This is a genomic window from Halalkalicoccus paucihalophilus (assembly GCF_001593955.1).
Taxonomy (GTDB): Archaea; Halobacteriota; Halobacteria; order Halobacteriales; family Halalkalicoccaceae; genus Halalkalicoccus; species Halalkalicoccus paucihalophilus.
The window spans coordinates 583,895-610,879 of record NZ_LTAZ01000004.1 but is presented as its reverse complement, the minus strand read 5'-3'; the positions used below and the strand labels follow the sequence as shown (position 1 = coordinate 610,879).

Genomic DNA, 26,985 nt, shown 5'->3' with positions numbered 1-26,985 from the left:
CGAACCAGTCCATACCCGCGACTGTCATTCCCGATCCCCTTAACTGTTTCACTCGCGACCCTTCTCCGCCCAGCCACGTGCCATCAGAAATATCCCCGCGTACTCGGGCAGGGTGTGCGTCCCGGGCGCAAGCGAGCGGTCGAGCCCCCCCAGTTCCACCCGACGGGATTCGGGGAGTTCGACCGTTATCTCGTGGTTCTGAAACGTCTCGGGGACCGCATCGACGAGCGGGGAAAAGTCGTCGAGTTCCTCGCGGCTCAGTCGCTGGACCGCGAGGCCGCTGCCGCCATGGAGGCTTCCGGGCAGGCGGATCAGCCGGTTGGTGTCGGTCGTGACCGGTTCGTCGATCGGCGCGTTGTCCCGGGCGACGCTCTCGGCGACGACCTGCCGGGCGAGGCTGAAGAAGGCCGGATGGACGTCGACGTTACCCGATTCGATCTCGCTTCGGTTCTCGCGCATCGCTTTCAGGGCGGCTTTCGCCTTCCCCTCGCCGATCCCCTCGAACTCCCGGAGCCGAGAGATGGCCGTCGCTTCATCCATCTCGGCGAGTTCGGAAACGAGAGCCACGACGTGTTCGTGAGCGCGCCTGGACCATCCGCCACGCGTGTCGAGCGTTCGCTTTTCGGCGGGGGTTCGTCGTCCGAGACCCGCGACCGTCTCGCGGGTGATCAGCTCCTCGAAGTCCAGCCCGATCCCGCGGACGTAATCGACGATCTCCCGGCGCGCGTCGCGTTCGAGGTCCTGGACGCCCGGATCGCGGACGTGGACGTGATAGCCCCGCCCGCCCGAGAAGACAACGGTCAGCGCCTCGAACCCGAAGTCGTCGTCGAGAAACGAGAGCAGTTTGTAGAGCGCCCCTTTGCAGGTCTCGAGCATCTCCCCATACGAGTCCTCACCCGGCGTGACGCCGGGAAGGTGGTCGGCGTCCAGATCGAAGATCAGGTCCGAACCGCGCCACCCCTTCTCACCCATCGAACCCGCACCGGGATCGTCGTATCGTCCGGCCGAGAAGTAAACGTGCCGTGGGCGTTCGCGCGCGAGGAAGTCGCCGATGTCGCCCAGATCGAGCAGCGAGCGATGGCGGATCATGGTCGGCCCGCCGGACCGCCACGGGATGTAGCCCCACTCGCGCTCGTTTGCGCTCGGCGGTGGCGTCACCGTCGCCCGGCGATAGTGGTCGCGAAACCGCCCCCGTAGGTACGCGCGCGTTCGCTCCTCCATACCCGAGTGACTCTCGGTCCTGGCGATATAGGGCTAGCGATCAGCGCCGGAGGAACTCCGAGAGCCGACCGGCGATCCCGTCGGTGTCCCCGCGTTTGAGGTAAAAGGAATCCCCCGAGTCTTCGTAGTAGTCCCCGATCCGGCGAACGATCTCGAAGCCCAGATGCTCGTAGAAGGCGAGCGCTTCTTCGTTCGTTGTCCGGGCGTGACAGGTCACCGTCCGGTGCTCTTCGGCGACGAGATCGATCAGCCGTTCGCCGAAGCCCTGTCCCCGGTACTCGGGATCGACCGCGAGAAAGAGGAGATAGCCGTCCCGGCGCGTCGCAGCAAAACCGACCAAACGATCGTCGAGAAAGAGGAGGTGGACCGTCGATCGACGGTAGGCGTTGGTGAAAAAGCCGCGACGCTGCTTGAGGACGTCCTCACGCAGCCGGATGTCCTCTTTGAGTCGCCACGCGGTCTCGACGTGGGCGTCGTCGCCCGGCCCGACGACCTGCAGATCGACGTTGACACTCACTCCCCGTATATAGTACGAGCCCCATTATAACTTCACCGCCCGTAACAACGCCTTTAGGCGCTCCACTACCTCACACACGCTATGAACACCGACGCGCGGTTCGAACTCCGCGACCACACCGCCGACGTGGGGATCGCCGCCGAGGGGGCCACACTCGATTCGGTCTTCGGCGCGCTCGGGGACGGACTGGCGGCCGCCCAGTGTGACGACATCCCCGATGGTGGCGAACGCTTCTCGTTTTCGCTCGCCGCCGAAGGCCGCGAGGCGCTGTTGTTCGACTACCTCGACGAGCTCATCTACGAACGGGACGTGCGCTCCGTGCTCCCCGTGGACAACGAGGTCCGAATCGAGGCCGACGAGGAGTGGCGACTCGAAGCGAGTTCGCGCGGCGTCCCCCTCGCCGACCTCGAGGCTCGCGAAGTGAAGGCCGTCACCTACTCGGAGATGCGAATCGAGGAACACGAGGAGGGCTGGGAGGCGTACGTCGTACTGGACGTTTGAAAGGGGCCGGCGGCCAGCTACTCCCCGCTCGGCCCAGTTCTCGTTACGTCCCACGAACAGGGTGCGATATCAGCCACGAGCTGTGAAACCTGTACCTCCGTCTCGGTCACTTCGATGATCCCATCGGAGGCCGAATCGCTAACACGGAAATCGAAACTAATCGTCCCTTCGTGGCCGGTGAGCGCTCTCGCGGTCAACTCGTACCGGCCGAACTCGTCGGTCGCCTCCATCTCTCGTTCCTCGCCCGCGGCGACGCCATGGTTTGGTCGAGAAGCGTATCGTCGCCCGCCAGTTCGACGTGTATCTCGTGGTCGCGCTCGCCGGAGTTCTGGACGGTGATGAGCCGCGGCTCCGGTGTCCGAACGACCTCGTCTTCGTGGAGTTCAAGCGTCCACCTCCCGTCATCGGTTTCGACGATCGGGTCATAGGGGGTCCCGTCGACGACGAGATACGACGATCGGGATCGACCACCTCGGCGAACAGGAGCCCGTCCGATTCGTATCGCCCCCCGTCAAGCGCAGCGTCGACCTCCTGTTTGACGTCCTCGGGAAGCCACTCGTACTCGATCGAGATCAGGTGGCACTCCTCGTAGGTCCGGTCCTCGATCGAGTACTCCGAACCGTTTCCGTCCGTGTCGTCGGTTTCCGAGTCGTTCTCCTCGGTACTGTTGCTCTCGGAGTCGTTTCCGACCACCTCATCGTCCCCGTCCCCGAGACAGCCTGCGACGGCGAAGACAAGAGTGCTGCCCGCCGTCGCAAGGGCCGTTCGCCGGTTCATAACGTCTACCGATGCATCCTGTATATATATTTTCTGAGTGTTCTGAACGGGATCGATCGTCAACCGGCTTCGGTGATCGGCCGCACGCGGATCACTCATCCGGACCAATCCGTAACGGCGCGGGTCAGTGGAGTCGATTCATCACCGGCGACGCCGTGATCCCGTGAAGGACGACCGAGACGAGGACGACCGTTCCGACGACCGCCCACAGGAGGTCCGCGTCGGCGAAGGCCGCCTCGTTCAGACCGTGGGCGAGATAATAGAACGAGCCGATCCCGCGGACCCCGAAGAAGGCGATCGCACCCCGCTCGCTCCACGGGCGATCGAAGCCGACGAGCCCGACGATTCCCGCCAGCGGCCGGACGAGAAAGACGATCGCGAGCGCCGTGAGCAGTCCCTCGAACGTGAGCGGGCCGAGCAGGCCCCCGACGATCGCGCCGCCGAAAAAGACCATGATCAGCGCCATCAGCGTCTGTTCTGCGAACTCCGCGGTCCGATGCAACGACTCGTTGTACTCGTGGGAGCGCTCGGAGTGGCGGATCATGAGCGCGGCGACGAACACCGCGATGAAGCCGTAGCCGCCGACCACCTCGGTCAGCCCATAAACCGCGAGCGTTCCGCCGATCGCTTCGAGCCCCTGGACCGACTGAGCGATCCGCGTCTCGGGGGCGGTCGTGAAGACGAGCCGGGCGAGCACCATGCCGAAGACGATCCCCGCGAGGGTTCCCACGACGATCTTGTAGCCGACGGCGACGAACAGCCACTCGCCGAGCCAGTTTTCGGGCGCGAGGCCCACGAGCGCGAGCGCGATCGCGAGATTGGTAAAGGGGAACGCCAGTCCGTCGTTGAGTCCGGCTTCCGAGGAGAGCGCGAATCGGGGTTCGGAGCCCTCCTCGTCCGTCTCGCCCTCGCCGGGCTCTTCGACCTGTACTTCGCTTGCGAGTACGGGATCGGTCGGCGCGATGACCGCCCCGAGCAACACGGCGGCCGGAGCGAGAAAACCGACGAGCCACCAGCCCAGCAGGGCGGCCCCGGCGATCGAGAGCGGCATGGTGATCGCGAGCAGTCGCCACGTCGAGGTCCACCCTCGGAGACTCGGCGGGCGGTCGATCTTCAACCCGAGGCCCATCAGCGCGAGTATCACCCCCAGTTCGGCGACGTGTTCGGTCAGCAAGCCCTGTTCGAGCGGGTCGGGAGCGGGAATGATCGGCACATAGAAGACCAGCGCGCCGAAGGCCACGAAGAAGATCGGGAGCGAAATCGGCCGATCGGAGACCAACAAGGGGAGGACGGCGACTCCCAGTAGCGCGATCCCGACCACGGCCAACCCGACGTCGTACAGTTCGATCGCCACACGACCCGTAGAGCCAGACCGCACAAAACGGGTCCGCATGCACTCGCCGGCCGTGGACCCATGCCCGGATCGGCCGTAGAGGGGTGTATGGACGAGCGTTCGCACTCGCGCCGGGCGCTGCTCTCCCGCGGTGTCGGCGCGCTCGTGGCCCTCGGCGGGCTCTCGGGCTGTGTCGAGGAGGTCGGCGAGCAGTTCCCGCCCAATCGGAAGTGGCCGACAAGCGAATACGCCCCCACGCTCCCCGTCACGAAACGCTCGGACGTGCTCGAATCCGGGATCGAGGCGTTCGAGGGACGCGAACTCGAGGACGAGGCGGGCTTCGAGGACGCCCTCGTCGAGTACGGCCTCGACGTCGAGGCCGTCGAGCGCGAACACGGGGCTCTCACCGTCGAGTACGTCACCAGCGGCCCCGACGACGGCGGGATCCTCCACGAGATCGGGCCGATCGCGGGGGCGTACGCCGCGCTCATCGGGACGGACTACGAGGCGGAGTTCCTCGAAGTGACGATCCTCGACGGTTCGTCGTCGGTCGGCGCCGCAGAGGCCGAAACCTCGTGGGCCCTCGAGTACAACCGGGGTGCGTACACGGCGACGGAGTACGGCGAACTGGTCGCGGGGACAATCGAGTCACAACGCTACCCCACGGCTGTCGGGACGACATCCGAGAACTGAGGGGGCGTCGAAACGTATTCCCCACCGCACGGTCGAGTGTCGTGTATGACCACCTTCGACACCGATGGAATCACGCTCGAGAAGGTGCGTGAGAACGTCTGGGAGATCCCACAGGACGGCGAAATGCGCGTCCCCGCCCGCGTGCTCGCGAGCGAGGCCCTCTTGGAGCAGATCAGCGACGACAAGACCCTCCAACAGCTGAAGAACACCGCCCACCTGCCCGGAATCCGGAAGTACGCGCTGTGTATGCCCGACGGCCATCAGGGCTACGGCTTTCCGGTGGGAGGTGTCGCCGCACTCGACGCCGAGGACGGCTGTATCTCGCCCGGAGGGGTTGGTTACGATATCAACTGCGGCGTGCGGATGATGAAGACGAACCTCACCTACGCGGACCTCGACGGGCGCGAGGAGGAACTCGTCGACGCGCTCTTCGCGAACGTTCCCTCGGGACTCGGCGGCGGCGGCGTCGTCGAGAGCGGCATCGAGACGATCGAGGCGATCCTCGACCGGGGCATGGAGTGGGCGCTCGAGGAGGGGTATGCGACCCCCGACGATCTGGCTCACTGCGAGGACGAGGGCGTCCGGCCCGACAGCGACCCCTCGACGGTGAGTCAGAAGGCAAAGGACAGGGGCAAGAACCAGATCGGCTCGCTGGGTTCGGGTAACCACTTCCTCGAGGTTCAGCGCGTGACCGACGTCTTTCGCGAGGACGTCGCCGACGCTTACGGCCTGAGCGAGGATCGGATCGTCGTCCTGATCCACTGCGGGTCGCGGGGACTCGGCCATCAGGTCTGTACGGACTACCTCCGGAAGATCGAGAAGCGCCACGGCGACCTACTCGCCGAGCTTCCCGATAAGGAACTGGCCGCCGCACCCGCCGGCTCCGAGTTGGCCGAGGAGTACTACGGTGCGATGTGTGCGGCGATCAACTTCGCGTGGGTCAACCGCCAGCTCGTGATGCACCGGACCCGGGAGGTCTTCGAGCGCGTCTTCGGGCGCGACTGGGAGGAGATGGGAATGGAGCTGCTTTACGACGTGGCCCACAACATCGCCAAGAAGGAGACACACGACGTCGAGGGCGAGGAGCGCGAACTCTACGTCCACCGCAAGGGCGCGACCCGCGCGTTCCCGGCGGGCCATCCCGAGGTGCCCACCGCGTACCGCGAGGTGGGCCAGCCGATCATCATCCCCGGGAGCATGGGGACGGGCAGTTTCGTCCTCCGGGGTGGCGAGCACTCCATGACCGAGACGTTCGGCTCGACGGCCCACGGGGCAGGAAGGGTCATGAGTCGAACGCAGGCGAAAAACGAGTTCTGGGGCGAGGACGTCCGCGACGACCTCCGGGATCAGGACCGCGTCTACGTCAAGGCCCAGAGCGGCGCGACCGTCGCCGAGGAGGCCCCCGGCGTCTACAAGGACGTCGACGAGGTCGTGCGGGTCAGCGACGCCCTGGGGATCGGCGACAAGGTCGCCCGCACGTTCCCGGTCTGCAACATCAAGGGCTAACGAACGCGAAACGGGTTCTCGTCCTCGTCGCCCTCGTCCTCGTTCGGATACTGTTTTCGTGCGCTGAGCGTGACCGACGCCTCGGGCGTCTCGTCGTCCTTCCAGGGGCTCTCGTAGACCGACAGCTCCGCGTCGGTGACGGTCCATCCGGCCGATTCGAGCAGCTCGACGAGTTCGCGCTGATCGGCGAGGATCTCCTCGTCCATGGTCGGACCTACGCTCCCAGCAGCCTTATCCTTCTGCCTGCTACGGCCGTCTTCCGGGTCCACGTGGACCACGCGGTCCGATCCCGGAACCGATCTCGACGTGCTCCGTGGGTGGTTCGGGCTCGACCTCCTTGCCGTTCTCGAACCGGACGAAACTCAGGTAGAAAGGCTCGCCACAGCCGACGGCTTCGGGTTCGCTCTCCCCTTCCGGGAGGCGAAAGGTGAGTGACGGTGAATCGTCTTTGCCGCAGACGAACCGGACGCCATCGAGCTCCTCGTACTCCTCCTCGGGGGTGGCATACTCCCACTCCTCGAGGGGATAGGGCGTCACCGACTTGTCGGCGAGGTAGGCGTCCCGGTCGAGTTCGGCGAGCGCTCCACAGCGCGGACAGTAGTAAGTGACGACGACCATACCGTCCGTAGGGTCCGTCGGGGTTTAGGTCTGCTGTGCCGTGGCTGTGGAGGCGGTCTGCGGTGCGGCGGCCGGCGCGAACGCGGTCGCCCCTCCGGAGACCGTGTTCGCGGGGCGGGGAAGGGCTGGTCCCTGAGAGCAGCCGTCCGGTCGGACGGCTGCGATGCGGTCCTGGCTGTCTCCGAAAACCTCCGGTTTTCGGGATCTCGCGAGAACGCAGTTCCCGCGGACCTCGCGGCGACTTCGTCGCCGCTCAGCCCAGAAAGACCGCTTCGCGGTCTTTTCTTGGGACATGAAAAGGGCGAGGCGCACCTGCCAAGGTGTCGCTGGAGAATCGAAGATTCTCCCGATCTCGAAGTGGCAGAGCCACTTCGACGACTCGTCGGAGCGGCGAAGCCGCTCCGAGATGCCAAAAACGCCGACGGCGTTTTTGAGCACGCCGAGGGCTTTCGTCGGAAGGTCTTTGCCCCGAGACCGAGAGGGTCGGGTATGATCGACGAGACGGTCGCGGAGATCGAGGAGATGCAGACACACAGCTCCTCGGTCGTGGCTGTCAAGGCCGCCCGTGCGCTCTCCGAATTGAACGACCGCGAGTACGCGACGGTCGAGGAGTTCGTCAGAGACGTCGAGCGAAACAGTTCCGTGCTCCGACGGGCGAACCCCTCGCACGCCTCGCTGTTCAACGTCCAACGGACGATTACCCGCGAGATCAAGGAAGCCGATCCCGAGGACGTCGAGGAGGCGAAGGCCGCGCTCACGGCGGCGATCGAGACGGTCGTCGAACGGATCGAGGGGGGAAAGAAACGGGCCGCAGCCCACGCCGCCGAGTACATCGAGGACGGGATGACGATCCTGACCCACGACTACTCTTCGACGGTGAACGCGGCGATCGAGCGGGCGGTCGACGGCGGCGCCTCGCTGTCGGTGTACGTCACCGAGGCCCGACCCCGACTCGCGGGCCGGAAGACCGCCCGAAAGCTCGGATCGATCGACGGTGTCGAACCGACGCTGATCGTCGACAGCGCCGCTGGCACCTACCTCGGGGAGTGTGACTGCGTGCTGATGGGGATGGACTGTCTGGTGAGCGATACGCTCTACAACCGCATCGGCACCTATCCGATCGCGGCGACGGCGGCGGATCTGGACGTCCCGATGTACGTCACCGGGTCCGGTGCGAAGCTCATCGACAGCGGGTTCGCCTTCGAGAACGAGTACCGCCCGGCCAGTGAGGTGATGCTCGAACCGGTCGAGGACTTCGCCATCGAGAACCCGCTCTACGACGCGACGCCGGTTCGACTGCTCGACGGGATCATCACCGACGACGGAGCGATGTCGTTTTAGCCGTCCCGAGCGGGAGACGCGGGCGCAGGGCGCAAGAACTACCCGCCGCCCGCACTCACCACCGACATGGACTGGTCCCACGAGGAGGCGATCGTCAACGGGGTTCGCATCCACTACGTCGAGGCGGGCGAGGGACCGCTCGTCGTCCTGCTTCACGGGTTTCCCGAGCACTGGTACAGTTGGCGCGAACAGATCCCCGCGCTCGTCGAGGCGGGCTATCGGGTCGTCGCCCCGGACATGCGCGGGTACAACCGCTCGGAGAAACCGCCCGGCGTGAGCGCCTACCGGATCGGTCACCTCGTCGAAGACGTCCGCGCGCTGATCGATCACTGTGGCGAAGAGCGCGCCCACCTCGTCGGCCACGACTGGGGCGGCGTCGTCGCGTGGGAGGTCGCCGCCCGCCATCCCGATCGCGTCGACCGACTCGTCGTCATGAACGCCCCGCATCCGAGCGCCTACCGCCGGGAGCTACGGGACCCCGAGTCCGATCAGGCGAAACGCTCGTGGTACGTGTTGGTGTTCCAACTGCCGTGGCTGCCCGAAGCGCTCGTTCGAGTCGGACGGAGGCGGCTGCTGGAATCGCTGTTTCGAGGAGGTACTGAGAACCCGGAGGCGTTCGACGAGGAGTCGATCGAGCGGTATACGGAGGCCTGTCTCCGACCGGGTGCGATGACCGCGATGCTCAACTACTACCGCGCCCTCTTCCGGGGGACGGTCCGCGCGAAGATCCCCGGATGGAAGATCCCGGGTGCGACCACGAGCGACGGGCTGATCGGGCGACCTACGCTGCTTCTCTGGGGTACGGACGACGAGGCGCTCTCGGTGCGTCTCACCGAGGGACTCGAGGAGTGGGTACCCGACATCGAGGTCGAGCGGATCGATGGGGCGAGCCACTGGGTCCAGATGGACGCCCCCGAGCGAGTCGTTGACTCGCTCGTCGAGTTTTTCAGTCGAGACTGACCCGCTCGCCGCTCGCGTCGCTCTCTTGGATCGCCGCGAGCACACGCTGGGTCGCCAGTCCGTCCTCGAAACTCGGTTCGAACTCGCCGGCCTCCGCCACTGCCGAGAGGAACTCGTAGTTCTCGTGGACGAACGTGTGTTCCCAGCCGATGACGTGGCCCGGGGGCCACCAGTGCTCGATGTAGGGGTCATCGGGGTCGGTGACCAGCACCGTCTCGAACCCACGCGACCCCTCTCGAAGGACCTCCAGTTCGTTCAGTCGTTCGAGCGAGAACTTCAGGCTACCCTTCGACCCTTCGATCTCGATCGTGTGGTCGTTCTTGTGGCCGGTGGCGTTCCGGGTCGCCTCGAAGCTCCCGACCGCGCCGCCCTCGAACTGGGCGGTCGCGAGGTACGCGTCGTCGACGGTCACCTCGCGGGTCTCGCCGTCCTCCGTGGGGCGTTCGTCGGTGAACGTCCGCAGTTGGCCCGAAACCTCCGAAATCTCGCCGGCTTCCCCGCCGACGAGAAAGCGCGCGAGGTCGATCGTGTGCGCGCCCAGATCGCCGAGTGCGCCCGAACCGGCGAGTTCCTCGTCGAGGCGCCACGCCCACGGGGCCTCGGGGTCGACCAGCCAGTCCTGTAGGTAGCGCCCGCGGACGTGGTGGATCTCGCCGAGTTCGTCCGACTCGATCAGGCTCTTCGCGTACCTGATCGCGGGCACGAACCGGTAGTTAAAGGCACAGCCGTTTGGGACGCCCGCCTCGCGCGCCGCCTCGGCCATCTCCTCCGCTTCCCCTACGGTGGGCGCCAGTGGCTTTTCACAGAAGACCGGCACGCCCGCCTCCAGCGCCTCGATAGAGTACTCGGGGTGGACGAAGTTCGGCCCGAGGTTGTAGAAGGCATCGACCGACTCGATCGCCTCCGAGGGGTCGGTCGTGGTTCGCGAGAAACCGAGGCGGTCGGCCGCGTTCGAGAGGGCCTCCTCGTCGCGGCCCACGAGGACCTCACGGTTGACCTCCGGGGCGTCGGGGAAGAACATCGGGAGTCGTGCTATCGCGTTCGAGTGGGCCTTGCCCATGAACCTGTAGCCGAGGACGCCAATATCGAGTGTCATATAGGCTCGTTCACTGCTCTTGTAGTTAGGAGTTTCCGTCTCGGAGGTGCTCGGTTCAGTGGTTGCGAGAACAAGCCCCGCTTTTATCCAGATGACTGTCGAGTACCTACTCGTCATGAAAGCGCTCCGCTGGCACGGCGAGGGGGACGTCCGCGTCGACGAGGTTCCCAAACCCGAGATCGAGGAGCCGACCGACGCGATCGTCGAAATTACCGCAACGGCGATCTGTGGCTCGGACCTGCACCTCTACAACGACTTCATGCCCGGCATGGAGGAGGGGGACATTCTGGGTCACGAGCCGATGGGCGAGGTCGTCGAGGTTGGCGAGGAGGTCGAGGACCTGCGGGAGGGCGACCGGGTCGTGGTCCCTTTCACGATCAGCTGTGGCGAGTGTTGGTTCTGCGAAAACGATCTGTACTCGCTGTGTGACGAGACGAACCCGAACGCCGAGATGGCCGCCGAATCGATGGGCCACTCGCCGGCGGGACTCTTCGGCTTCTCTCACACCCTCGGTGGGTACGACGGCGGGCAGGCCGAGTACCTGCGGGTGCCCCACGCCGACGTCGGGCCGATCAAGATCGACTCGGACCTCTCGGACGAGGAGGTTCTGTTCCTCTCTGATATCTACCCCACTGGGTATATGGCCGCCGAGAATGCCGAGATCGAGGAGAACGACACGGTCGCCGTCTGGGGCTGTGGCCCGGTCGGCCAGTTCGCCGTCCAGAGCGCCTGGATGATGGGCGCCGACCGCGTGATTGCCATCGACCGAATCGAAGAACGCCTCGGGATGGCCGAGGGCCACGCCGACACCGAGGTGATCGACTACTCCGAGGACGACGTCTACGAGTGGCTGATGGACGAGACTGACGGGCGCGGACCCGACCGGTGTATCGACGCCGTCGGCTCGGAAGCCCACCACACCTGTGTCGATGTCCCCGACGAGCCCGACCGGCCATACGTGCTCCAAGAGGCGATCAAGTCCTGCCGGAAGGGCGGGACGCTCTCGATCCCGGGCGTCTACATCGACGGGGTGGACGACATGCCGATGGGCCCGCTGATGAACAAAGCGCTCACGGTAAACTCCGGCCAGACTCACGTCCAGGCCTACCTGAACCCGCTGCTCGAGACGATCGAGAACGGCGAGATCGATCCCGCCGAGATCATCACCCATCGGGGCTCGCTCGAGGACGGCCCGGAGCTCTACGAGACGTTCAACGACAAGGAGGACGACTGCGTCAAGGTTGTTCTGGAACCCTAAGCTCTACTCCGCCCAGTAGGCCTCGCCGGGCGTCGTCTCGAAGACCGCCCGATCGAGCACGTCGACGGCCTTCTCCAGCCCTTCGTTCGCGCTCGTCAGGGAATCCTCGTGTTCGATGCTGAGCACGTCGTCGTAGCCGACCATTCTGAGCGTGCTGACGACGTCCTTCCAGTGACTCTCGCCGTGGCCATACCCAATGGAACGGAACAGCCACGAGCGGTTGGGTTCGTCGGTGTACGGCGTCGTGTCGAGGACCCCCTTCTCGCGCGCTTGTTCCTCATAGACCTTGGTGTCCTTCGCGTGGACGTGGTGGATGGCGTCGCGCTCGCCGAGATACCGGATCGCATCAGTAATAGAGATCCCCTGCCAGTAGAGATGCGAGGGGTCGAAGTTCGCGCCGATGTGTTCGTTGGTCTCCTCTCGCAGTCGAACCATGCCGTGTGGCTCGTAAACGAGCATGTTCGGGTGCATTTCGATGGCGACGTCCACGCCGTGCTCCGCGGCGTGGTCTGCGATCTCCCGCCAGTAGGGGATCGCGACCTCCTCCCACTGGTATTTGTGAGCGTCTGCGTGCTCGGTCGGCCACGGCGCAGTGATCCAGTTGGGAACCTCGTCGTTCGGTCCTCCCGCTGGGAGCCCCGAAAAGCAGGTGACGACGCCCACGTCGAGTTCGTCGGCGAGTTCGATTGCCTCGCGGAGTTCGGTGTCGGCCTCCTCCGCCCGAGTGTCATCGGGATGGAGCGGGTTGTTGTGGGTCGCGAGTGCACTGATCCGGAGGTCGTGTTCGTCGAGCAGGTTGTGTAGCTCGGACTGGGCCGTCTCGTCGTCGAGAAACTCCTCGCGCGGGAGGTGGTCGTTGCCCGGATAGCCGCCACAGCCGAGTTCGACCGCGCCGACGCCGATATCGGTGAGATACGAAAAGGCCTCTTCACGCGACTGGCCGCCGAGCGGGACGGTGAGTACGCCGATGTCCATACTCGGGAATAAACTCGAACGAGAATAAATCCCGGTGGTCGTAATTACTCGACAACCATCGGCCTCTCGTCGAACTGGATCGTCCGGCCCTGTTTGCTGGATCGGTAGATGGCGTCGATAACCCGCTGAACGAGCAGTCCCTGTTCGACGGTGTTCTGTCCCGGCGCCTCGCCCTCGGCGACCGCCTGTAGGAACGTCTCCTGTTCGGCGGCGTGGGCGTCGCGTTCGCGGGTCTGAACTTGTGTGTCGTTGAAGTGTGGTGAGCCGTCGGAACTGGTCTCGTAGAGGGTCATCTCGCCGCTCGCCCGGTCGAAGCGCGCGCCGGCATCGGTACCGAGAACGACGAACCCGTTGTCGGTCGGGCGATTGGCCGCCCACGCGACTTCGAGCGAAACCGTCTGGCCGTCCGCACAACGGATGAAGGCGCTGACCGAGTCCTCCACGTCGAAGCGTTCGTGTCCGTCGTCCTCGCCCCACATCTGGAGGTAGGTGTAGTCCTCGCGGGTCCCGAACTCCGAACGGGCCACACCGGAAACCTCGCTGATCTCGGGGAAATCGAGCACGTAGAGCGCGAGGTCAAGCGCGTGGACGCCGATATCGATCAGCGCGCCTCCGCCCGCGATTTCGCGGGACGTGAACCACGAGCCGCGGCCGGGAATCCCGCGTCTGCGGACGTAGTTGGCCTCGACGTGCGAGAGATCGCCGAAACGGCCCCGATCGCGCTCGTTCGTGAGCACCTCGATCGCGGGAAGATAGCGGTTGTGAAACCCGACCATACAGAACGCATCGGAGGTCTGTGTGGCCGCCGCGATCCGCTCTGCGCTCTCGACGGAGTGAGCGAGCGGTTTTTCGAGCAGCACGTCCAGTCCCGATTCGAGCGCCGAGACCGCGTACTCCTCGTGGAACTTGTTGGGCGTGGTTACGATAATCGCGTCGGCGACCGAGTAGAGCTCCTCGTGGTCCTCGTAGGTCGGAACGCCGTAATCGCGCCCAAACCGATCGCGGGCCTCGGGGAGGACGTCCATCCCACCGGCGATCTCCGCACCGTAGCTCCGCAGACGGTCCGCGTGATAGCGACCGATATTCCCGAGGCCGACGACCCCGACTTTCACGTCTCGTGGATCATTCATTGGAGGAACTAGCGAAACTCATGGGATTACCCTTTCGTTCATACTCGTGTCGGGTGGTTCACGTATCGTTCGTCGTATGACTCTACTTCGTCAACACGAATCGTGTAGGTATTGTTATGCTGACGATAACCCCTCAGTCGGAGTCTCCGACGCCACGCTCGGGCGTACCCGATTCGGCGCTCGCGACGTCGATGAGGCCGTGACGCAGCGCGTCGCCCGTCTCGGCGTCGAACAGGTGGATCCGCGAGCGGTCGAGGATCACCGACACGTCCTCCTCGGCTTCGATCTGTGTGTCGGGATCGACGTTCATCAGCAACTGATCGTCGCTCGCCTCGCCGGCCGCGACGTCCATGCTTGTCTCGGTGTCGTTGCCGGTGACCAGATAAACGAACACCTCGTTCCCCATCGGTTCGAGGACGTCCGTCCGAGCGTTGATCAGTTCCGTCGCGTACTCGATCCCCTCGGCGGTACGTTCGAGATAGATGTCCTCGGGGCGGACACCGAGTACCACCCTGTCACCGGGGGCGATCCCATCGGTCGTCGAGGGGTCGAACTCGACGTGGAAGTTCTCGGCTTCGAGTCTGCCACCCGCCACCTCGGCCTCGACGAAGTTCATCGAGGGCGAACCGATGAAGCCCGCGACGAACTGGTTTGCCGGTTCGTTGTAACAGGTGAGCGGCGGTGCGATCTGCTGGAGTTTTCCGGCGTTGATGACCGCGATTCGGTCGCTCATGGTCATCGCTTCGGCCTGATCGTGCGTGACGTAGATGATCGTGGTGTCGAGACGCCGGTGGAGGCGCTGGAGCTCCGTGCGCATGTGGACGCGTAGCTTGGCGTCGAGGTTCGCGAGCGGCTCGTCCATCAGGAACACGTCGGGCTCCCGGACGAGCGCGCGGGCGATGGCGACGCGCTGGCGCTGACCGCCGGACATCTCCTCCGGCATCCGATCCATCATGCCGCCGAGTTGGACGATCTCGGCGGCCTCCTCGACCCGCCGGTCGATCTCGGATTTCTCGTAGTTACGGATCCGGAGACCGAAGCTGATGTTGTCATAGACGTCCATGTGGGGGAACAGCGCGATGTTCTGGAAGACCATCGCGATACCCCTGTCCTTCGGCGGGAGCTTCGTCACCTCCCGATCGCCGATGTAGATCTCGCCCTCGGTGGGGATCGTCAGCCCGGCGATCGTCTCCATCGTCGTCGACTTCCCACAACCGGAGGGACCGACGAAGGTGACGAACTCGCCGTCGCCGATGTCCAGGTTCATGTCGTCGACTGCCGTTACGTCCTCGTATCGTTTCGTGACTCCGTCGAGTGTGACTCGTGCCATGTATTACTCCTTGAGACCGCCTGCCGTAAGTCCGCTGACGATTTTCTCCTGTGCGACGACCACCAGAATCGCCATCGGTAAGACGGCGACGATCGAGGCGGCGGCCATCGCGTTGTACAGGGTCTGATACTGCCCCTGGAATCCGAGGATTCCCTGGAGAACCGGCGCCCAGTTCTGAGGCTGTCCGTCGGTCATCAGAAACGAGAAGAAGAACTCGTTGTAGACGCCGATGAACGTGAGCACGCCCGCGGTGGCCACACCGGGTGCCGAAAGCGGAATGATCACCCGGAACAGCGCGCCCAGCCGGGTGGTCCCCTCGACGCGGGCGGCGTCCTCCAACCCGTCGGGGATCTGGCTGTAGAACGTAGTGAGGATGAAGATCGCGAGCGGCATGAACAGCGCCGACATCGGGATGACCAGCGCGTAGGGCGTGTTGTAGAGGCTCCCGTTCGAGAGGACCGGTTCGAGGATATCGAAGTTCGTGTTGAACAGGTCGTTGAGCGGGATGAAAAACGCCGCCGGCGGGAAAAAGGATACCAGCAGGACGAGCAGCATGAGCGGGTTCTTCCCGGGGAACCTGAGGCGTCCGAAGACGTAGCCCGCGAGACTCGCCACCACGAGGACGAAGGCCGTCGTGACCGTCGCGATCACGAAGCTGTTGAACATATACCGGTGAAACGGCAGGATCTGGAAGATCTCGATGAACACGCCCGGATTGAACCCGTTGGGCGTGAACACGACGTTCTGAAGCTGCCCTTCCGGCGTGAGCGCGACCATAAACAGCCAGTAGAACGGGAACAGCGTCGTGACGAGGAAGAACACCGTCACGAGCCAGAACATCGGCCGGTAGGCCCGTCCGGGTTCGGAGATCGATCCCGAAACCCACCGCTGGAACGGGCCCGAATCGTCGCTCTGATCGCGTTCAGCCTGTGTCTGTGTCGTTTCGGTTTCTGTTGCCATCAGTAGACACCTCCCTCCTGACCTCTGAACTTGACGATGTAAATCGAGATGAAGACCCCGATGATCGCCGCCGTCATGAACGCCACCGCGGCCGCAGTTCCGTAGATGCGCGTCCCGCCGAACATCCCCTCGATGACCATACAGGTCATCGACGGAACGGTCGTACAGCCCGCTGTCGACTCGATCAGCCCGTAGACCCGCATCGCGTCCATCGTCCGGAACAGCATCGCGACCAACACCGCCGGCAACGCCAGCGGGAACGTGATCAGCTTGAAGCGCTGCCAAGTCGAAGCTCCCGAGACCTTCGCGACGTCGTAGAGGCTCCGGTCGACGCTCTGTAGACCGGCGAGGATGAGCAGCGCCATGAACGCCGATGTCTTCCAGACGTCGGCGATCAGGAGGATGAAAAACGAGTCCTGACTGCTCGCAAGCGGGGTGGCACTGAACAGGCCCAGAGCGTTCATCACGTCGGCGCCGAACCCGACGGTCGGCTGGAACATCAGGTAGAAGATCATCCCCTGAATGACGATCGGCACCGCCCACGGGATGATGACTGCGACCCGGACCCAGCGTCGCCCGCGGAAGTCCTTATCGAGTACGAGCGCCTGCCCGAACCCGATCAGCGTCGTGAAGATCACGTTCAGGATCGCGAACGAGAGCGTCACGAACAGCGCCTGCTGGAAGAAGCCGACGCCGAGTTCGAAGAACGGGAAACTCCCCGTGAGTTGGACGTCGAGGAACTGCCGGGCGAGCCGGGCGTCACCGGTCAGAATGCCGATGTAGTTCTCGAGGCCGACGAATCCGCCGAGCGTCTCTGCACCCCGAGTCTGATCCTCGAGGAGCGACATCCAGAACGTCGAGATCATCGGATAGAACGCGATGAGCGTGAGCAGCCCGAACGCGGGGATCAACAGCAGGTAGGCGTAGGCCGCCTCGCTCAGGTTCTCCATCCAGTCGACGACCGGTGCGAGCCGTCCGCGTTCGTGTCTTTCTGTCTCTGTCGACATCCTAGTTCCCCACGTCCTGTTCGCTTTCCTGCAGGCGGTTTTTCAGATCGGTCATCGCTTGCTCGGGGGTCTTCTCTTGAGTGTAGGCGCTTTGTACCTCGAGCGCGATCACCGCGCCCTGTTCGGCCCAGATGTCGGTCACCGGCCGTGGGATCGCGTTCTCTCCGAGCGTCTGGAACGTCTCGACGTACCGTCCGAGCGGTTCGATCTCTTGGATTTCCTGTGTTTCGAGCAGTTCGAGGTTCGGCGGGAACAGGCTCTGTTCCTCGAATAACACGACCTGTACGCTCTCTTGGGAGAACGCATCGAGTATCTGTGTCGCCTCGTCGATGCGCTCGCTTTCGGGATTGATCGCCAGGTTCCACCCGCCAAGCGCGGTGCAGGTTCCGCCTGTCCCCTCGTAATCGGCCTGCTGGGGCGTGACGCCGTAGGGAATCGGCATCACGCCGATGTCTTCCCCGAACGCGTCTTCGGTAGCCGTCTCGGCGATCGCGTACGGCCAGTTTCGGTGGGCGACGGCGTTTCCGTCCTGGAACGGGCCGAGCGAGGAGTCCTCGATCCACTGGACGATTGAGGTGGGACAGATCTGTTGGAAGCCCTCGAGGGCGTGGTCGTCCTCTTGACCGTACATGAACGTCCGCATCATGCGGATCGCGTCGAGCACCTGCTCCTCGTCGACGGTCACGGGGCGATCACCGGCCTCGAAGAGGTTGTCGATACCACCGAAATACGCCCCGCCCCAACTCGACATCGTCTCGTTGAACGTACAGCACGACAGCCCCTCGTAGGCCGCCCCCTGCGTCGTAAAACCGTACTCGACGCCGCTCTGTTCCTGGGTGTCCGCGACGATCTCGGAGAACTCCTGCCAGGACAGCGCGTTGGTGGCCCACTCGCTCGTGTCATAGCCCGCCTCCTCGACGAGATCCTTCCGATAGAGCATCACCGCGAAGTCGGGAAACAGCGGTAGGGCGTGGAGGTCCCCCGTCTGTGGGTGGCTCGCCGTCTCGACGGAGGTGTCCATGTACGTCTCCTGAATCCGACTTAGCACGTCGTTCGAGAGTCGCTCACTCAGGTTGAGCGTCTGCTCGCGGAGGATGAAAGGGATCGTCCACCCCGAGTCCATCATGAATATGTCCGGCGGGGCGCGACCCGCCTGAAGCGCCGACTGGATGTCCTGTCGCCGTTGTTCGGTGTTGTTCGATGCCGCCCGAACCACGAACTCGATGTCCTGGTCGAGCCCTGCATCCCAGAGTGCCTCCTGGATCACGTCCCGGGCGCTCTGGAATCGCGCATCAGCGTGTAGGACGACCGCGTCCTGATCGGCGCTCCCGAGACATCCCGCAAGTCCGAGCGAACCGGCCGTGACACCGGAGGCGCCGGCCGCCTTGACGAACGTTCGTCTCGATACCCCCGAACGCCGTTTCCTGTTTCGTTGCCCCATCTCTCGCGGAAAGACGGATCTTTCCTATTTAGTTGTTTGGGATACCGGTACTACGGCCGTTGTAAATCGTGTCGTCGCCGTCCCGTCACCGTATTAGCCGTCGTCGAATCGATACAACGCTTCGTTACACGTTGGACAGACGAGCACGGTCCCCGAGAGGTCCGCAGGGTCCCGGACGCCGCCACAGCATCGGTTCGGTTTCACCTCCTCGGTTCTCGTCTCACAGATCGGACACCGATCGAGGAAGCTCCGTAGCGCCCGGGCGGCCGCGATCCGGTCCCGGTGTGACATCGTGGGGACGTGTGTAGCGAGCGTCCCCTCGGCGGCGACCTCCGCTATCGTGACCGGTCGCGACACCCACGCCTCGCCGCCGTCCGGTCCCGTGAGAACGACGAGCGGACGGTCCGCATCGAGCAGTTCGACCTCCGTCTCGCGTGTCGCCGCCGCCGTCGCCTCGATGAGCCTCCCGGTCGGGAGCGTACGGAGTCGCTCCATCTCCCCGCGCCAGTCGTCGCCAAAACGCTCGTCGAGGTGGAGGCGCTCGCCCTCCGGTCGGATCACGCCCGCCTCGAGCAGCGTCGTGAGCGTTCGCTCGCCGAGGTCGTCGTCGGTGTCGTCCGGAGCGATCGACCCTGTCAGCGGGCGATCCGGTCCGCGCCCGAGTGCTCCCCTCATACGGGCGGTGAGAGCCGGGGTACGGGGAACGAGATAGCCACGGAGCCAGATCGCACCCGCGCCCGCGAGCAACAGTCCGAGTGAGAGCGGAAACGAGAGCACGGCAAGGACGAGACAACAGCCGAGTAGAACGACCGTGTTGAGAACGGTACAGGGCCAACAGCGGTTCCGTCCGGTGTACTCCGGTCGACGGAGGTCGGCGATCGAGGCCATTGACGGTCGTTGACACGGGGACGGTATCAGCGTTCCGTCGGGACGCTCAGAGATCCGACCGGGCGAATTCGGTCGACCGTGGCGCGTCCGTCGCGTAGACGTCGTCGAGTTGCTCGCTCAGCAGTCCCTTCAGTTTCGCGGGGTCGGGAACGTCCCGAAGCGTGATCTCGACCTCGCCGGTGCCCGCGCTCGTGATGATCACGTCGCCATAGGAGAGGGCCCGTTCGAGTACCGACTGGCTGAAGGAGGTGTTCTGGATCCGTTCATACCTGATCTGGGTCACGTCGCGCGAGATCAACCCCTCCTTATGGTAGACCTCCGCGGTCGTGATGACGTAGCCCGTCGAGATCCGTCGGTAGTGTGTCCACCCTATCACCGCGAGGCCGGCCGCGATCCCTGCGACGCCGACGATCGCGTACTCGCCCAACAGCACCGCCCCGGCCGCACCCGCGACGACCAGCAGCGCCCCCAGCGCGAACGCGCCGAGAGAGGGGACGAGACTCGGGTGACCGGCCCAGAGGACCTCCTCGCCGGGCCCGAGGTCGAGCCAGTCCGCACCGCCGAAGCGCGCCGGCAGCTCTCCCATACCCTCCGGTGGGACGCAGCGGCCAAGAGCGTTGTGCCCTACTCGATCGCCTCGATCGTGATCCGGGTCGCCTCGACCTCCTCGAGGGTCGCCCCCCAGCCGCCGACGCGGCGCTCGCCGTCGTCCGTATCGATCACGAGCGTCGCCTGTCCGGCGTAGGCGGCGATCGTCGAATCGACGTCGGTCCGCGTCGACTGGGTCGTATAGACACAGTCGACGATCCGGCCGGTGAACGAGCAGTCCTCGCCGGTGGCGGTCCACCGCCCCTCGACGCTCGCCAGCACGGTTCGACCGGCTGCGAGTTCGGGCTCGACCGCCCGCAGACACTCGCGGAGCCCAGCGTAGGTGATCGGCGGCTCGGTCGCTCGCCCCGAGTAGTAGACCTCCCAGACGTCCCACAGACAGAGGACGAAAAACCAGTGAAAGACGTAGGCGTGGGTCCGGTCGTCGATGATCACGCCGTACTCGTTGACCGACCCGGAGTGGGGGACGAAACACAGCTCCGAGCGATCGACGAGCACGACGAAGGGGGCCGGAAGCGGCCGATAGCGCGCCTCCGAACAGTACTCCGCGAGCGACTCCGGCGAGGGGAGGTCCTCGTGCTCGCCGTGGAGCGACAGCCGCACGTCGACGCCACGGTCGAGCGCTCCGGCGAGTGCGGGCGCGAGGTCCGCGAGCTCTCCGGTCGTCAGCGACGCCTGAATCCGGTCGGTCGCCCCCTCGATCGCCTCGCGGGCGTGGTCGAACACCGTCTCGAACCGACCGACGATCCGCGCCTCCCCGATCTCGGCGTGTGGCCGCTCGTATCGGTCCTCGACCTCCTCGCTCGCCCACGAGAACCGCTCGGCTCGCGAGGCGAGTGCCTCGGTGATTCGATCGAGGTCGCTTACGCGGGCGTGGAGCTGCTCCTGTTCGTAGGTCTCGACGTAGCCGGCGGCTTCCAGATCGCGCAACACGTCGTAGATCCGCGGATCGGGCACGTTACTGGTCTGTGCGATCGTTCGGGCCGACGCGGCACCGAGGTCCAACAGCGCGACGAACGCCGCCGCCTGATACGGCGAGAGACCGCCCTCCTCGAGGACGCTCTCGAGGTCATCGCTCGACATGGCTGAGGGTCGATGGCAGGGGGGATAAACGCACGGTTCGGCTCAGAGGTCGCCGGTCGCACGCGACCAGACCGGCGTTTTGGGTGCTTCGAGGCGCTCGATTTCCTCGTCGGTGAGCGAGACCGACACCGCCGCGGCGTTCTCCTCGAGGTGGTCGAGCGACCGGGGCCCGATGATCGGCGCGTCGACGACCTCCTTCTCTAAGAGCCACGCGAGGCTGACCTGTGCGGGCGAGGCGTCCTTCCGCTCGGCGATCTCGCGGAGTACGTCGAGCACCGCCCAGTTCTCCTCGGTGAAGCGCTCGCGGGTGTGGTCGTCGGTCGCTGCCCGCCCCTCCGCAGGCTCGGCGTCCCGGTCGTACTTCCCGGTGAGAAAGCCCCCGCCCAGCGGGCTCCACGGGATCACGCCGACCCCCTGATCCCGGCAGACGGGAAGGAGGTTCTCCTCCTCGTGGCGGTCGACGAGGCTGTATTCGGGCTGCATTGAGACGAACCGTTCGTGGCCGCCGAGGTCGCTCTCGTAGAGCGCCTTGGTGAACTGCCATCCCATCATCGTCGAGGCCCCGATATATCTCACGAGGCCTTCCTCGACGAGGTAGCTGAGCGCCGAGAGCGTCTCCTCGATGGGCGTGGAGTCGTCCCAGCGGTGGATCTGATAGAGGTCGATGTAGTCCGTGTTCAGTCGTTCTAAACTCGCTTCACACTGATCGATGATGTGTTTTCGCGAGAGCCCGCCCTGATTGGGGCCTTCGCCCATCTCGCCATATACCTTGGTAGCGATCACGAGCTCCGAGCGATCCCGGCCCTCGATCGCGCTGCCGACGATCTCCTCGCTCTCGCCACGGGAGTAGACGTTCGCGGTGTCCAGAAAGTTGATTCCCAGATCGAGCGCGCGGTCGATGACCTCCCGGCTCCGTTCCTCGTCGTCGATCATCCACGGCTGGTCGCTCCCGAAGTTCATACAGCCGAGACAGAGCTTCGAGACCTCCATGCCCGTCGAGCCGAGGGTGGTGTACTCCATCCCGTCGTCAGGGTCGTTCACGGTCCCAAATCGATACAGGCGAGCAAAAGACTGGCGACGGGCGACTAGCGCTGGGACTCCCGGAGGACGAGCGGCCCCATCGCGAGGGTCCGTTTCGCTGCGGTCGCCACCCGCGCGATGTAACTGATGAGCAACAGGAACGGGATCAGCGTGATCGTCAGCGCCGCACCGACGACGAGGGTCGTATCGCTCACGCCGAAGGTCGTATTCGGCAGCGAGAGCCCGCTGAAAAACCCGAGCATGCTCCCGGCGACCAGTAGTGCCGGCACCGCCGCATAGAGGATCATCTGTGAGAGGTCCATTAGCGCCCACTGGAAGTACAGCGTCTTGATGTGCTCGCGGGCCGGGCCGAACATCGACAGCGTCGACTTCAGGCCATCGAGGATCGCCATGTCCTCGTCGGTGAGGTCCTCTGGATGGTCGTTCGCGATGCGTTCGACCTGGAATATCTTGATGCCGTAGTTGTAGTTGAGCGCGGCGTTGAGCACCTCGAACGAGCCGAAACTCGCCCCCTCGAGCTCGTTGCGAACCTCCTCGGCGTTCTCTATCAGGCTCTCGGTGAACTCGTCGACCTCCGCCCGGAGTTCGTCGTTTCCGTTGTCGGCGATGGCGTCCCGTAGTATCTTGGCTCGTCTGTCGGTCGCGCTGATTATCTCACGGAGGAACGCCGAGGGATCCGCGGGAGCCGGCGAGTCGATCATCTCCTCGGTGTACTCGCGAAAGTCCATCGTGTTGCTCATTCGCTGTCGTTGATCGCCAAGCGGGCCGTTCTCCTGAGAGATCACGATTTGGCTGATCGTCACGACTAGCGTCGTCCCGGTGATGATCGCGCTGATCATCGTCGAGAACATGTAGCTGATCATGCTATCCGAATGGATCGTCGACTCGAAGTTCGGGATGAACAGCTCCCCGACTATGACGAAGCCGAGGAAAAAACCGACCGCCAGTAGGACCGTGATCAGCAGTCGATTGCCCCTCATCGTTGCCCAGAGCTTGATGCGGCTCTCGCTCGAGCGCGCCTGCATCGTATTGGCGGTGCCGATATCCGAATCGTGATCGGACTCGATGTCGACGTCGTCTTTCGGCTCGGCCTCGATGTCCGGTCCAGCGTCGGGGTCCGCGCTCATGTCGCTCCGTCGTCGACCGGACGCTTGAACACTAGATACTTCGTTCCGCCGCCGCCGGTGTACTCGATCGTTTCGACGAGTTCCCAGCCCTCCTCGCCGAGCGCGTTCAACTCCGCTTTCGGGTCGCTCGCCTCCCTTTTCGTCGCTTCTCGGGGCGGCCTGAGCGTCTCGTACTCCCACCGTACTCTGTCCTGACTCATCGCTCTACCGTATCGCCGTGCTCGAAAAGCAAGTATCCCTCCCTTGCGCGACGCCGGCGGACGGTCTACGAGTCCGGGACGCCGTCGCGCCCGACATGGATCTCGTGGGCCTCGATCCGTTCGAGCGCGGCGACCCGCCCGCCGACCGACACCTCCCCGTCCCCGGTGTCGATGGTCATCGTCGCGACTTCCTCGGTGTCCTCGAAGTCGACACCCGAGACCCGACCCCGAACCACGCGTGGCTCGCCGGTCTCGACGTCACGACCCTCGACGCTCGCGAAGAACTCGCCACCGAGTTCGCGGATGTCCTTGACACACCGGCGGATCGAGGCGTACTTCCGGGGGAAGGGGCGCCCGTCGCCGTTCTCTGCGAGCGTCTCGGCGGTGGTCCACAGCACGGTCCCGAAGAATCCCGAGACGAGAAAACCGAGCGCGGAGCGGTTGAAGATCACGCCGTAGCGATCGCGGTCGTCACGGATCGCGTCCTGGGTGGCATACACCGAGTAGACGCCGTCGGCCACGGCGATCACGGGTGTCGTGATCCCGCGTCGAGATCGCGCGACCGTCGAGACTTCTTTGTAGGGGAACTCCTCGGGTGCGGGCGCGGCGGCGGCGGGCGCCACGAGCAGTTCGATGCTGACGCCAGAGGAGAGCGCCTCGTGGAGTTCGTCCTCGAACCGTTCGAGGAGGTCGGGCGTCAGCGAGAGGATGAGTTCGTACTCGGCGGCCTCGATCACTTCGGCGAGGTTCCGCAGGATCGTCGAGCGGGATTTCACCAGCGAGACGGCTTCGGTCTCGCGGGCGGGGGCCGTATAGCGCGCCTCGAGTTCGTCGACCATCTCGTCGAGCGAGCCCCGGACCCGTCCGAACGCCTCGTCGGGATCGACCGCGATGATCTGCATCGGGCGGGTCTCCCGGAGTTCGACGAGCCCGCGATCCGAGAGGCTTCTGACCGTATCGTAGACGCGTGGCTGGGGGATGTCGGTTCGATCGGCGATCTCGCTGGCGGTGAGTTGACCGTGTTCGAGGACCGTGAGATAGGCGTCGATCTCGTACTCGCCGAGGTTGAACTGCTCGCCGACGGCTTCGAGCGTCGCGCGCAGATCGGGGCTGACCATAGCCCGCCTTGCCGCCGAGAGCATATTAGATATCCGGATTCGAGTAGCACGCCGTTTCGAAATCGAGTTACATGAACATCCGGTCGTCGGGCCGTTCGTGGGTCTCGGCGGCTTCGAGGCGTTCGGAGAGCTGGGCGTAGTGCTGGCGGACCTCGTCCGCGAACTCCTCGAGCGGTGCGGTGTCGAGATCGAGGTCGTAGACCAACTTCAGCGTCGAGAGCAGGCGCAGGGCCGCCTCGGCGTCGGGGACCTGCGTGTGGACGGGGGTGACGAACACGCCCACGCCGAGGTCGGTGTCCATCCCGCGCTCGACGAGGCTCGCATTCACGCCGTCGAGAAAGCCCATCCCCATCGGATCGATGTCGGTTTCCTTCAGTCGATCGCGATAGTAATCCTCGGTGGCGATGTAGAACGTGCGGTGGTCGTCCGGGCCGTGAGCCAGCGGGATCCCCGAGAGGACGGCGATCTCGTCGACCGTTCCCTCGGTCCATTCGAGGATCGCCCGACTGAACGAGTCGGCGGCCTGGACGGGAACGAACAGTTCGCCGACGAGAACGGTGATATCGAGGTCGGAGCGGGAGTACAGCCGCGTGTGGTGGCGTGGCCGGCCCTCGGTGAAGGGGGTGATCGATGGCAATGCCTCGGCGCTGATGTGGCCGGTGGGTTCGAGATCGAGCTGTGTCGTCAGGTAGTCGACGGCCGTCAGTCCCGCCAACCCGAACTGCGAGAGCCCAACGAGTAGGGTCGTACCCGTCTCGCCGGACTCGTGGGTGACGTGAAACGACGCATCGCCGGGATCCGAGGACATACTCGGGCTACGACGCTCGGTATCTTATGTGTTGGTGACCGGAGACGACAACCCTTTGGGCGGTCCTCGTGGAACTATAAACGATGCAGATCGAGCAACAGATCAGCGGGACGATCGAGGGCTTCCTCCAGTGGCTGGTGGGCTCGCTGACGGGTCGGTTGTTGCTCTCGCTTGCGGTGATCGTCGTCGGCTGGTATCTCTCGGGCGTCGCGGTCCGGATGCTCGGTCGGCCCGTCGCCCAGCGCTTCGAACGCCAGAGCCTCTCGCGGACGGTTCTGCGCGGGATCAAGATCGGGATCATCCTGTTTTCGGTCGCGATCGCCGCGGGGATCCTCGGCGTCGGCGTCGGCAACATCTTCCTCTCCGTGACGGTGATCTCGGCGGTGGTCGCCGTCATCCTCGCGCCCGTCATCGGCAACTACGTCGGCGGGCTGTTCGTCCTCGCGGATCAGCCCTACGAGATCGGCGACATGATCGAGATCGTCGATGTCCAACAGCAGGGGTTCATCGAGGACATCACCCTCCGATACACCAAAGTGCTCACCGAGGACAACTCCGTGCTCGTGATCCCGAACGCCACCATCCGCGAACGGGACGTGATCAACTACTCCGCCGAGGACGAACGCACCCGGATGACGCTCGACATGACCGTCACCTACGAGGGCGACCTCGCGGAGGCGCGTCGACTGATCGTACGCGCCGCCCGGCAGGCCGAGGGCGTCATCGCCGGCGGTCCGACCATCCGCGTGGGTAACGCCCGATATCCCGCCCGTCCGACCTGTCAGATCAGAGAGTACGCCGACCACGGGGTCGCGCTCAGGCTTCGCTACTGGGTTCGAAGCCCCTACTACGGGGCGAAGGTCCGTTCGGAGATCCAAGAACGGATCTGGAAGGAACTCGACGAGGCCGACGTCGGGATCCCCTACCCCCACACGCACGTCGTGTTCGACGAGACCAGCGGCGAGGCGCGCGTGGCGATGGAACCGATGGAAGAGGACGCGAGAACGGAGCGGTCGGATCCCGACCTCAGCCGCCAACCGTGATCACGGTACAGTCGAGGCGGTGTTTGAGGAACGACTCGATGTCCGGGTCGCGCACCAACCGGTTGACGAGGCGTTTCCACCGTGAGGCCTGTTTGTGGCCGATAACGACGATATCGGCGGCCTCGGCGGCGATTTCGTCGAGAATGGTCTCCTCGACCAAGAACCCCGAGCGGACCACGTATCGCACGTTGTTGAGCCTCCCGAACTCGGATTCGACCGCGCGTTTGAGCTCCGTCCGCGTGATCGGGTGTCCGTTCTGATAGAGGTTGACGTGTAACACGGTCAGGTTCGCGCCGTCCTCGTCTGCGACTTCGAGGGCCTTCTCGACGGTCCGTCTCGACCGGTCTGAGAGGGGATGGCGGACGGGAACGACGACGCGGGTCACACTCTACAGATCGCCCGGC

The 26,985-nt window shown here is 64.7% G+C and carries 30 protein-coding genes; 7 read left to right on the top strand and 23 right to left on the bottom strand.

What is annotated here, in order from left to right; translation table 11 throughout:
* Positions 1-48 precede the first annotated feature (48 nt).
* A complete protein-coding gene (priS, locus tag HAPAU_RS08315; protein WP_066381501.1) occupies positions 49-1,221 on the bottom strand; it encodes a DNA primase small subunit PriS in 1,173 nt (390 codons plus the stop codon).
* A gap of 40 nt (positions 1,222-1,261) precedes the next feature.
* Entirely contained in the window at positions 1,262-1,738 is a 477-nt protein-coding gene (locus HAPAU_RS08310) for a GNAT family N-acetyltransferase (protein ID WP_066381499.1), read from the bottom strand.
* Positions 1,739-1,819: 81 nt separating this feature from the next.
* Between HAPAU_RS08310 and HAPAU_RS08305 the strand changes: the two genes are divergently transcribed.
* Entirely contained in the window at positions 1,820-2,239 is a 420-nt protein-coding gene (locus HAPAU_RS08305; protein ID WP_066381497.1) for an archease, read from the top strand.
* Positions 2,240-2,395: 156 nt separating this feature from the next.
* On the opposite strand, the gene HAPAU_RS08300 is transcribed toward HAPAU_RS08305, so the two are convergent.
* Both HAPAU_RS08300 and HAPAU_RS08295 read right to left on the bottom strand, forming a co-directional pair.
* Positions 2,396-3,016 carry a hypothetical protein gene (locus tag HAPAU_RS08300; protein ID WP_211263543.1) on the bottom strand — a complete coding sequence of 207 codons (621 nt, stop codon included), beginning with the start codon at positions 3,014-3,016 and terminating at the stop codon, positions 2,396-2,398.
* 124 nt (positions 3,017-3,140) lie between these two features.
* Entirely contained in the window at positions 3,141-4,370 is a 1,230-nt protein-coding gene (locus tag HAPAU_RS08295) for a cation:proton antiporter (RefSeq protein ID WP_066381495.1), read from the bottom strand.
* 87 nt (positions 4,371-4,457) lie between these two features.
* Between HAPAU_RS08295 and HAPAU_RS08290 the strand changes: the two genes are divergently transcribed.
* Both HAPAU_RS08290 and HAPAU_RS08285 read left to right on the top strand, forming a co-directional pair.
* Entirely contained in the window at positions 4,458-5,042 is a 585-nt protein-coding gene (locus tag HAPAU_RS08290) for a hypothetical protein (protein ID WP_066381494.1), read from the top strand.
* A gap of 45 nt (positions 5,043-5,087) precedes the next feature.
* Positions 5,088-6,548, top strand: coding sequence for an RtcB family protein (locus HAPAU_RS08285; protein WP_066381492.1), 1,461 nt, complete (start codon positions 5,088-5,090; stop codon positions 6,546-6,548).
* On the opposite strand, the gene HAPAU_RS08280 is transcribed toward HAPAU_RS08285, so the two are convergent.
* The 3 genes from HAPAU_RS08280 to HAPAU_RS08270 are packed head-to-tail and all read right to left on the bottom strand — an operon-like array spanning position 6,545 to position 7,604.
* Complete coding sequence (locus HAPAU_RS08280; RefSeq protein WP_066381490.1) at positions 6,545-6,754, bottom strand: hypothetical protein; 210 nt, start codon at positions 6,752-6,754, stop codon at positions 6,545-6,547. The genes HAPAU_RS08285 and HAPAU_RS08280 overlap by 4 nt on opposite strands.
* 40 nt (positions 6,755-6,794) lie before the next feature.
* Positions 6,795-7,166 (bottom strand): hypothetical protein, encoded by a 372-nt coding sequence (locus HAPAU_RS08275; protein WP_066381487.1) that lies wholly within the window; start codon positions 7,164-7,166, stop codon positions 6,795-6,797.
* Positions 7,167-7,190: 24 nt separating this feature from the next.
* Positions 7,191-7,604: a hypothetical protein gene (locus HAPAU_RS08270; protein ID WP_066381485.1), complete on the bottom strand. Its 414-nt coding sequence runs from the start codon at positions 7,602-7,604 to the stop codon at positions 7,191-7,193.
* 51 nt (positions 7,605-7,655) lie between these two features.
* Here HAPAU_RS08270 and HAPAU_RS08265 point away from each other — a divergent pair, with 51 nt between their 5' ends.
* Both HAPAU_RS08265 and HAPAU_RS08260 read left to right on the top strand, forming a co-directional pair.
* Entirely contained in the window at positions 7,656-8,507 is an 852-nt protein-coding gene (locus HAPAU_RS08265) for a translation initiation factor eIF-2B (RefSeq protein ID WP_066381482.1), read from the top strand.
* Between the two features lie 66 nt (positions 8,508-8,573).
* Entirely contained in the window at positions 8,574-9,467 is an 894-nt protein-coding gene (locus tag HAPAU_RS08260; protein ID WP_066381480.1) for an alpha/beta fold hydrolase, read from the top strand.
* On the opposite strand, the gene HAPAU_RS08255 is transcribed toward HAPAU_RS08260, so the two are convergent.
* Positions 9,454-10,563 carry a Gfo/Idh/MocA family protein gene (locus HAPAU_RS08255; protein ID WP_066381478.1) on the bottom strand — a complete coding sequence of 370 codons (1,110 nt, stop codon included), beginning with the start codon at positions 10,561-10,563 and terminating at the stop codon, positions 9,454-9,456. The genes HAPAU_RS08260 and HAPAU_RS08255 overlap by 14 nt on opposite strands.
* A 115-nt stretch (positions 10,564-10,678) precedes the next feature.
* Between HAPAU_RS08255 and HAPAU_RS08250 the strand changes: the two genes are divergently transcribed.
* Positions 10,679-11,821, top strand: coding sequence for a zinc-dependent alcohol dehydrogenase (locus HAPAU_RS08250; protein WP_066381975.1), 1,143 nt, complete (start codon positions 10,679-10,681; stop codon positions 11,819-11,821).
* A 3-nt stretch (positions 11,822-11,824) separates the two neighbouring features.
* On the opposite strand, the gene HAPAU_RS08245 is transcribed toward HAPAU_RS08250, so the two are convergent.
* From HAPAU_RS08245 to HAPAU_RS08180, 14 genes are all read right to left on the bottom strand, one after another.
* Positions 11,825-12,796 carry a sugar phosphate isomerase/epimerase family protein gene (locus HAPAU_RS08245; protein ID WP_066381476.1) on the bottom strand — a complete coding sequence of 324 codons (972 nt, stop codon included), beginning with the start codon at positions 12,794-12,796 and terminating at the stop codon, positions 11,825-11,827.
* Positions 12,797-12,840: 44 nt separating this feature from the next.
* A complete protein-coding gene (locus tag HAPAU_RS08240) occupies positions 12,841-13,926 on the bottom strand; it encodes a Gfo/Idh/MocA family protein (RefSeq protein ID WP_066381474.1) in 1,086 nt (361 codons plus the stop codon).
* Positions 13,927-14,059: 133 nt separating this feature from the next.
* Complete coding sequence (locus HAPAU_RS08235) at positions 14,060-15,256, bottom strand: ABC transporter ATP-binding protein (protein ID WP_066381473.1); 1,197 nt, start codon at positions 15,254-15,256, stop codon at positions 14,060-14,062.
* 3 nt (positions 15,257-15,259) lie between these two features.
* The gene (locus HAPAU_RS08230) at positions 15,260-16,216 is read right to left on the bottom strand and encodes a carbohydrate ABC transporter permease (RefSeq protein ID WP_066381471.1); all 957 of its coding nucleotides are present in this window, start codon (positions 16,214-16,216) and stop codon (positions 15,260-15,262) included.
* On the bottom strand, positions 16,216-17,223 hold the full coding sequence (locus HAPAU_RS08225) for a carbohydrate ABC transporter permease (RefSeq protein ID WP_066381468.1): 1,008 nt from the start codon (positions 17,221-17,223) through the stop codon (positions 16,216-16,218). Before HAPAU_RS08225 ends, HAPAU_RS08230 begins: the two co-directional genes overlap by 1 nt.
* Position 17,224: 1 nt before the next feature.
* The gene (locus tag HAPAU_RS08220; RefSeq protein ID WP_066381466.1) at positions 17,225-18,664 is read right to left on the bottom strand and encodes a substrate-binding domain-containing protein; all 1,440 of its coding nucleotides are present in this window, start codon (positions 18,662-18,664) and stop codon (positions 17,225-17,227) included.
* Positions 18,665-18,757: 93 nt separating this feature from the next.
* The gene (locus tag HAPAU_RS08215; RefSeq protein ID WP_066381464.1) at positions 18,758-19,552 is read right to left on the bottom strand and encodes a hypothetical protein; all 795 of its coding nucleotides are present in this window, start codon (positions 19,550-19,552) and stop codon (positions 18,758-18,760) included.
* Positions 19,553-19,598: 46 nt separating this feature from the next.
* Positions 19,599-20,138, bottom strand: a complete 540-nt coding sequence (locus HAPAU_RS08210) for a PH domain-containing protein (protein WP_066381462.1) — start codon at positions 20,136-20,138, stop codon at positions 19,599-19,601.
* A gap of 38 nt (positions 20,139-20,176) precedes the next feature.
* Positions 20,177-21,244 (bottom strand): TrmB family transcriptional regulator, encoded by a 1,068-nt coding sequence (locus tag HAPAU_RS08205; protein ID WP_066381460.1) that lies wholly within the window; start codon positions 21,242-21,244, stop codon positions 20,177-20,179.
* Positions 21,245-21,286: 42 nt separating this feature from the next.
* Positions 21,287-22,264, bottom strand: a complete 978-nt coding sequence (locus tag HAPAU_RS08200) for an aldo/keto reductase (protein WP_066381458.1) — start codon at positions 22,262-22,264, stop codon at positions 21,287-21,289.
* Positions 22,265-22,329: 65 nt separating this feature from the next.
* The gene (locus HAPAU_RS08195; RefSeq protein ID WP_066381456.1) at positions 22,330-23,412 is read right to left on the bottom strand and encodes a hypothetical protein; all 1,083 of its coding nucleotides are present in this window, start codon (positions 23,410-23,412) and stop codon (positions 22,330-22,332) included.
* Positions 23,409-23,612 (bottom strand): DUF4177 domain-containing protein, encoded by a 204-nt coding sequence (locus HAPAU_RS08190; protein WP_066381454.1) that lies wholly within the window; start codon positions 23,610-23,612, stop codon positions 23,409-23,411. The genes HAPAU_RS08195 and HAPAU_RS08190 overlap by 4 nt, the downstream gene beginning before the upstream one ends.
* 65 nt (positions 23,613-23,677) lie before the next feature.
* The gene (gene trmB, locus HAPAU_RS08185; RefSeq protein WP_066381452.1) at positions 23,678-24,730 is read right to left on the bottom strand and encodes an HTH-type sugar sensing transcriptional regulator TrmB; all 1,053 of its coding nucleotides are present in this window, start codon (positions 24,728-24,730) and stop codon (positions 23,678-23,680) included.
* Between the two features lie 67 nt (positions 24,731-24,797).
* Positions 24,798-25,538 carry a proteasome assembly chaperone family protein gene (locus HAPAU_RS08180; protein ID WP_066381450.1) on the bottom strand — a complete coding sequence of 247 codons (741 nt, stop codon included), beginning with the start codon at positions 25,536-25,538 and terminating at the stop codon, positions 24,798-24,800.
* Between the two features lie 83 nt (positions 25,539-25,621).
* Here HAPAU_RS08180 and HAPAU_RS08175 point away from each other — a divergent pair, with 83 nt between their 5' ends.
* Entirely contained in the window at positions 25,622-26,581 is a 960-nt protein-coding gene (locus tag HAPAU_RS08175) for a mechanosensitive ion channel family protein (RefSeq protein ID WP_066381448.1), read from the top strand.
* Here the strand turns inward: HAPAU_RS08175 and HAPAU_RS08170 are convergent.
* A complete protein-coding gene (locus HAPAU_RS08170) occupies positions 26,565-26,966 on the bottom strand; it encodes a universal stress protein (protein WP_066381446.1) in 402 nt (133 codons plus the stop codon). The genes HAPAU_RS08175 and HAPAU_RS08170 overlap by 17 nt on opposite strands.
* Between the last annotated feature and the right edge of the window lie 19 nt (positions 26,967-26,985).

What these genes read in the sequence shown, in the direction of transcription:
- priS (WP_066381501.1), bottom strand. Translation starts at nt 1,221, where the DNA reads ATGGAGGAGCGAACGCGCGCGTACCTACGGGGGCGGTTTCGCGACCAC.
- HAPAU_RS08305 (WP_066381497.1), top strand. Translation starts at nt 1,820, where the DNA reads ATGAACACCGACGCGCGGTTCGAACTCCGCGACCACACCGCCGACGTG.
- HAPAU_RS08300 (WP_211263543.1), bottom strand. Translation starts at nt 3,016, where the DNA reads ATGAACCGGCGAACGGCCCTTGCGACGGCGGGCAGCACTCTTGTCTTC.
- HAPAU_RS08290 (WP_066381494.1), top strand. Translation starts at nt 4,458, where the DNA reads ATGGACGAGCGTTCGCACTCGCGCCGGGCGCTGCTCTCCCGCGGTGTC.
- HAPAU_RS08285 (WP_066381492.1), top strand. Translation starts at nt 5,088, where the DNA reads ATGACCACCTTCGACACCGATGGAATCACGCTCGAGAAGGTGCGTGAG.
- HAPAU_RS08280 (WP_066381490.1), bottom strand. Translation starts at nt 6,754, where the DNA reads ATGGACGAGGAGATCCTCGCCGATCAGCGCGAACTCGTCGAGCTGCTC.
- HAPAU_RS08275 (WP_066381487.1), bottom strand. Translation starts at nt 7,166, where the DNA reads ATGGTCGTCGTCACTTACTACTGTCCGCGCTGTGGAGCGCTCGCCGAA.
- HAPAU_RS08265 (WP_066381482.1), top strand. Translation starts at nt 7,656, where the DNA reads ATGATCGACGAGACGGTCGCGGAGATCGAGGAGATGCAGACACACAGC.
- HAPAU_RS08260 (WP_066381480.1), top strand. Translation starts at nt 8,574, where the DNA reads ATGGACTGGTCCCACGAGGAGGCGATCGTCAACGGGGTTCGCATCCAC.
- HAPAU_RS08255 (WP_066381478.1), bottom strand. Translation starts at nt 10,563, where the DNA reads ATGACACTCGATATTGGCGTCCTCGGCTACAGGTTCATGGGCAAGGCC.
- HAPAU_RS08250 (WP_066381975.1), top strand. Translation starts at nt 10,679, where the DNA reads ATGAAAGCGCTCCGCTGGCACGGCGAGGGGGACGTCCGCGTCGACGAG.
- HAPAU_RS08245 (WP_066381476.1), bottom strand. Translation starts at nt 12,796, where the DNA reads ATGGACATCGGCGTACTCACCGTCCCGCTCGGCGGCCAGTCGCGTGAA.
- HAPAU_RS08240 (WP_066381474.1), bottom strand. Translation starts at nt 13,926, where the DNA reads ATGAATGATCCACGAGACGTGAAAGTCGGGGTCGTCGGCCTCGGGAAT.
- HAPAU_RS08235 (WP_066381473.1), bottom strand. Translation starts at nt 15,256, where the DNA reads ATGGCACGAGTCACACTCGACGGAGTCACGAAACGATACGAGGACGTA.
- HAPAU_RS08230 (WP_066381471.1), bottom strand. Translation starts at nt 16,216, where the DNA reads ATGGCAACAGAAACCGAAACGACACAGACACAGGCTGAACGCGATCAG.
- HAPAU_RS08225 (WP_066381468.1), bottom strand. Translation starts at nt 17,223, where the DNA reads ATGTCGACAGAGACAGAAAGACACGAACGCGGACGGCTCGCACCGGTC.
- HAPAU_RS08220 (WP_066381466.1), bottom strand. Translation starts at nt 18,664, where the DNA reads ATGGGGCAACGAAACAGGAAACGGCGTTCGGGGGTATCGAGACGAACG.
- HAPAU_RS08215 (WP_066381464.1), bottom strand. Translation starts at nt 19,552, where the DNA reads ATGGCCTCGATCGCCGACCTCCGTCGACCGGAGTACACCGGACGGAAC.
- HAPAU_RS08210 (WP_066381462.1), bottom strand. Translation starts at nt 20,138, where the DNA reads ATGGGAGAGCTGCCGGCGCGCTTCGGCGGTGCGGACTGGCTCGACCTC.
- HAPAU_RS08205 (WP_066381460.1), bottom strand. Translation starts at nt 21,244, where the DNA reads ATGTCGAGCGATGACCTCGAGAGCGTCCTCGAGGAGGGCGGTCTCTCG.
- HAPAU_RS08200 (WP_066381458.1), bottom strand. Translation starts at nt 22,264, where the DNA reads ATGGAGTACACCACCCTCGGCTCGACGGGCATGGAGGTCTCGAAGCTC.
- HAPAU_RS08195 (WP_066381456.1), bottom strand. Translation starts at nt 23,412, where the DNA reads ATGAGCGCGGACCCCGACGCTGGACCGGACATCGAGGCCGAGCCGAAA.
- HAPAU_RS08190 (WP_066381454.1), bottom strand. Translation starts at nt 23,612, where the DNA reads ATGAGTCAGGACAGAGTACGGTGGGAGTACGAGACGCTCAGGCCGCCC.
- trmB (WP_066381452.1), bottom strand. Translation starts at nt 24,730, where the DNA reads ATGGTCAGCCCCGATCTGCGCGCGACGCTCGAAGCCGTCGGCGAGCAG.
- HAPAU_RS08180 (WP_066381450.1), bottom strand. Translation starts at nt 25,538, where the DNA reads ATGTCCTCGGATCCCGGCGATGCGTCGTTTCACGTCACCCACGAGTCC.
- HAPAU_RS08175 (WP_066381448.1), top strand. Translation starts at nt 25,622, where the DNA reads ATGCAGATCGAGCAACAGATCAGCGGGACGATCGAGGGCTTCCTCCAG.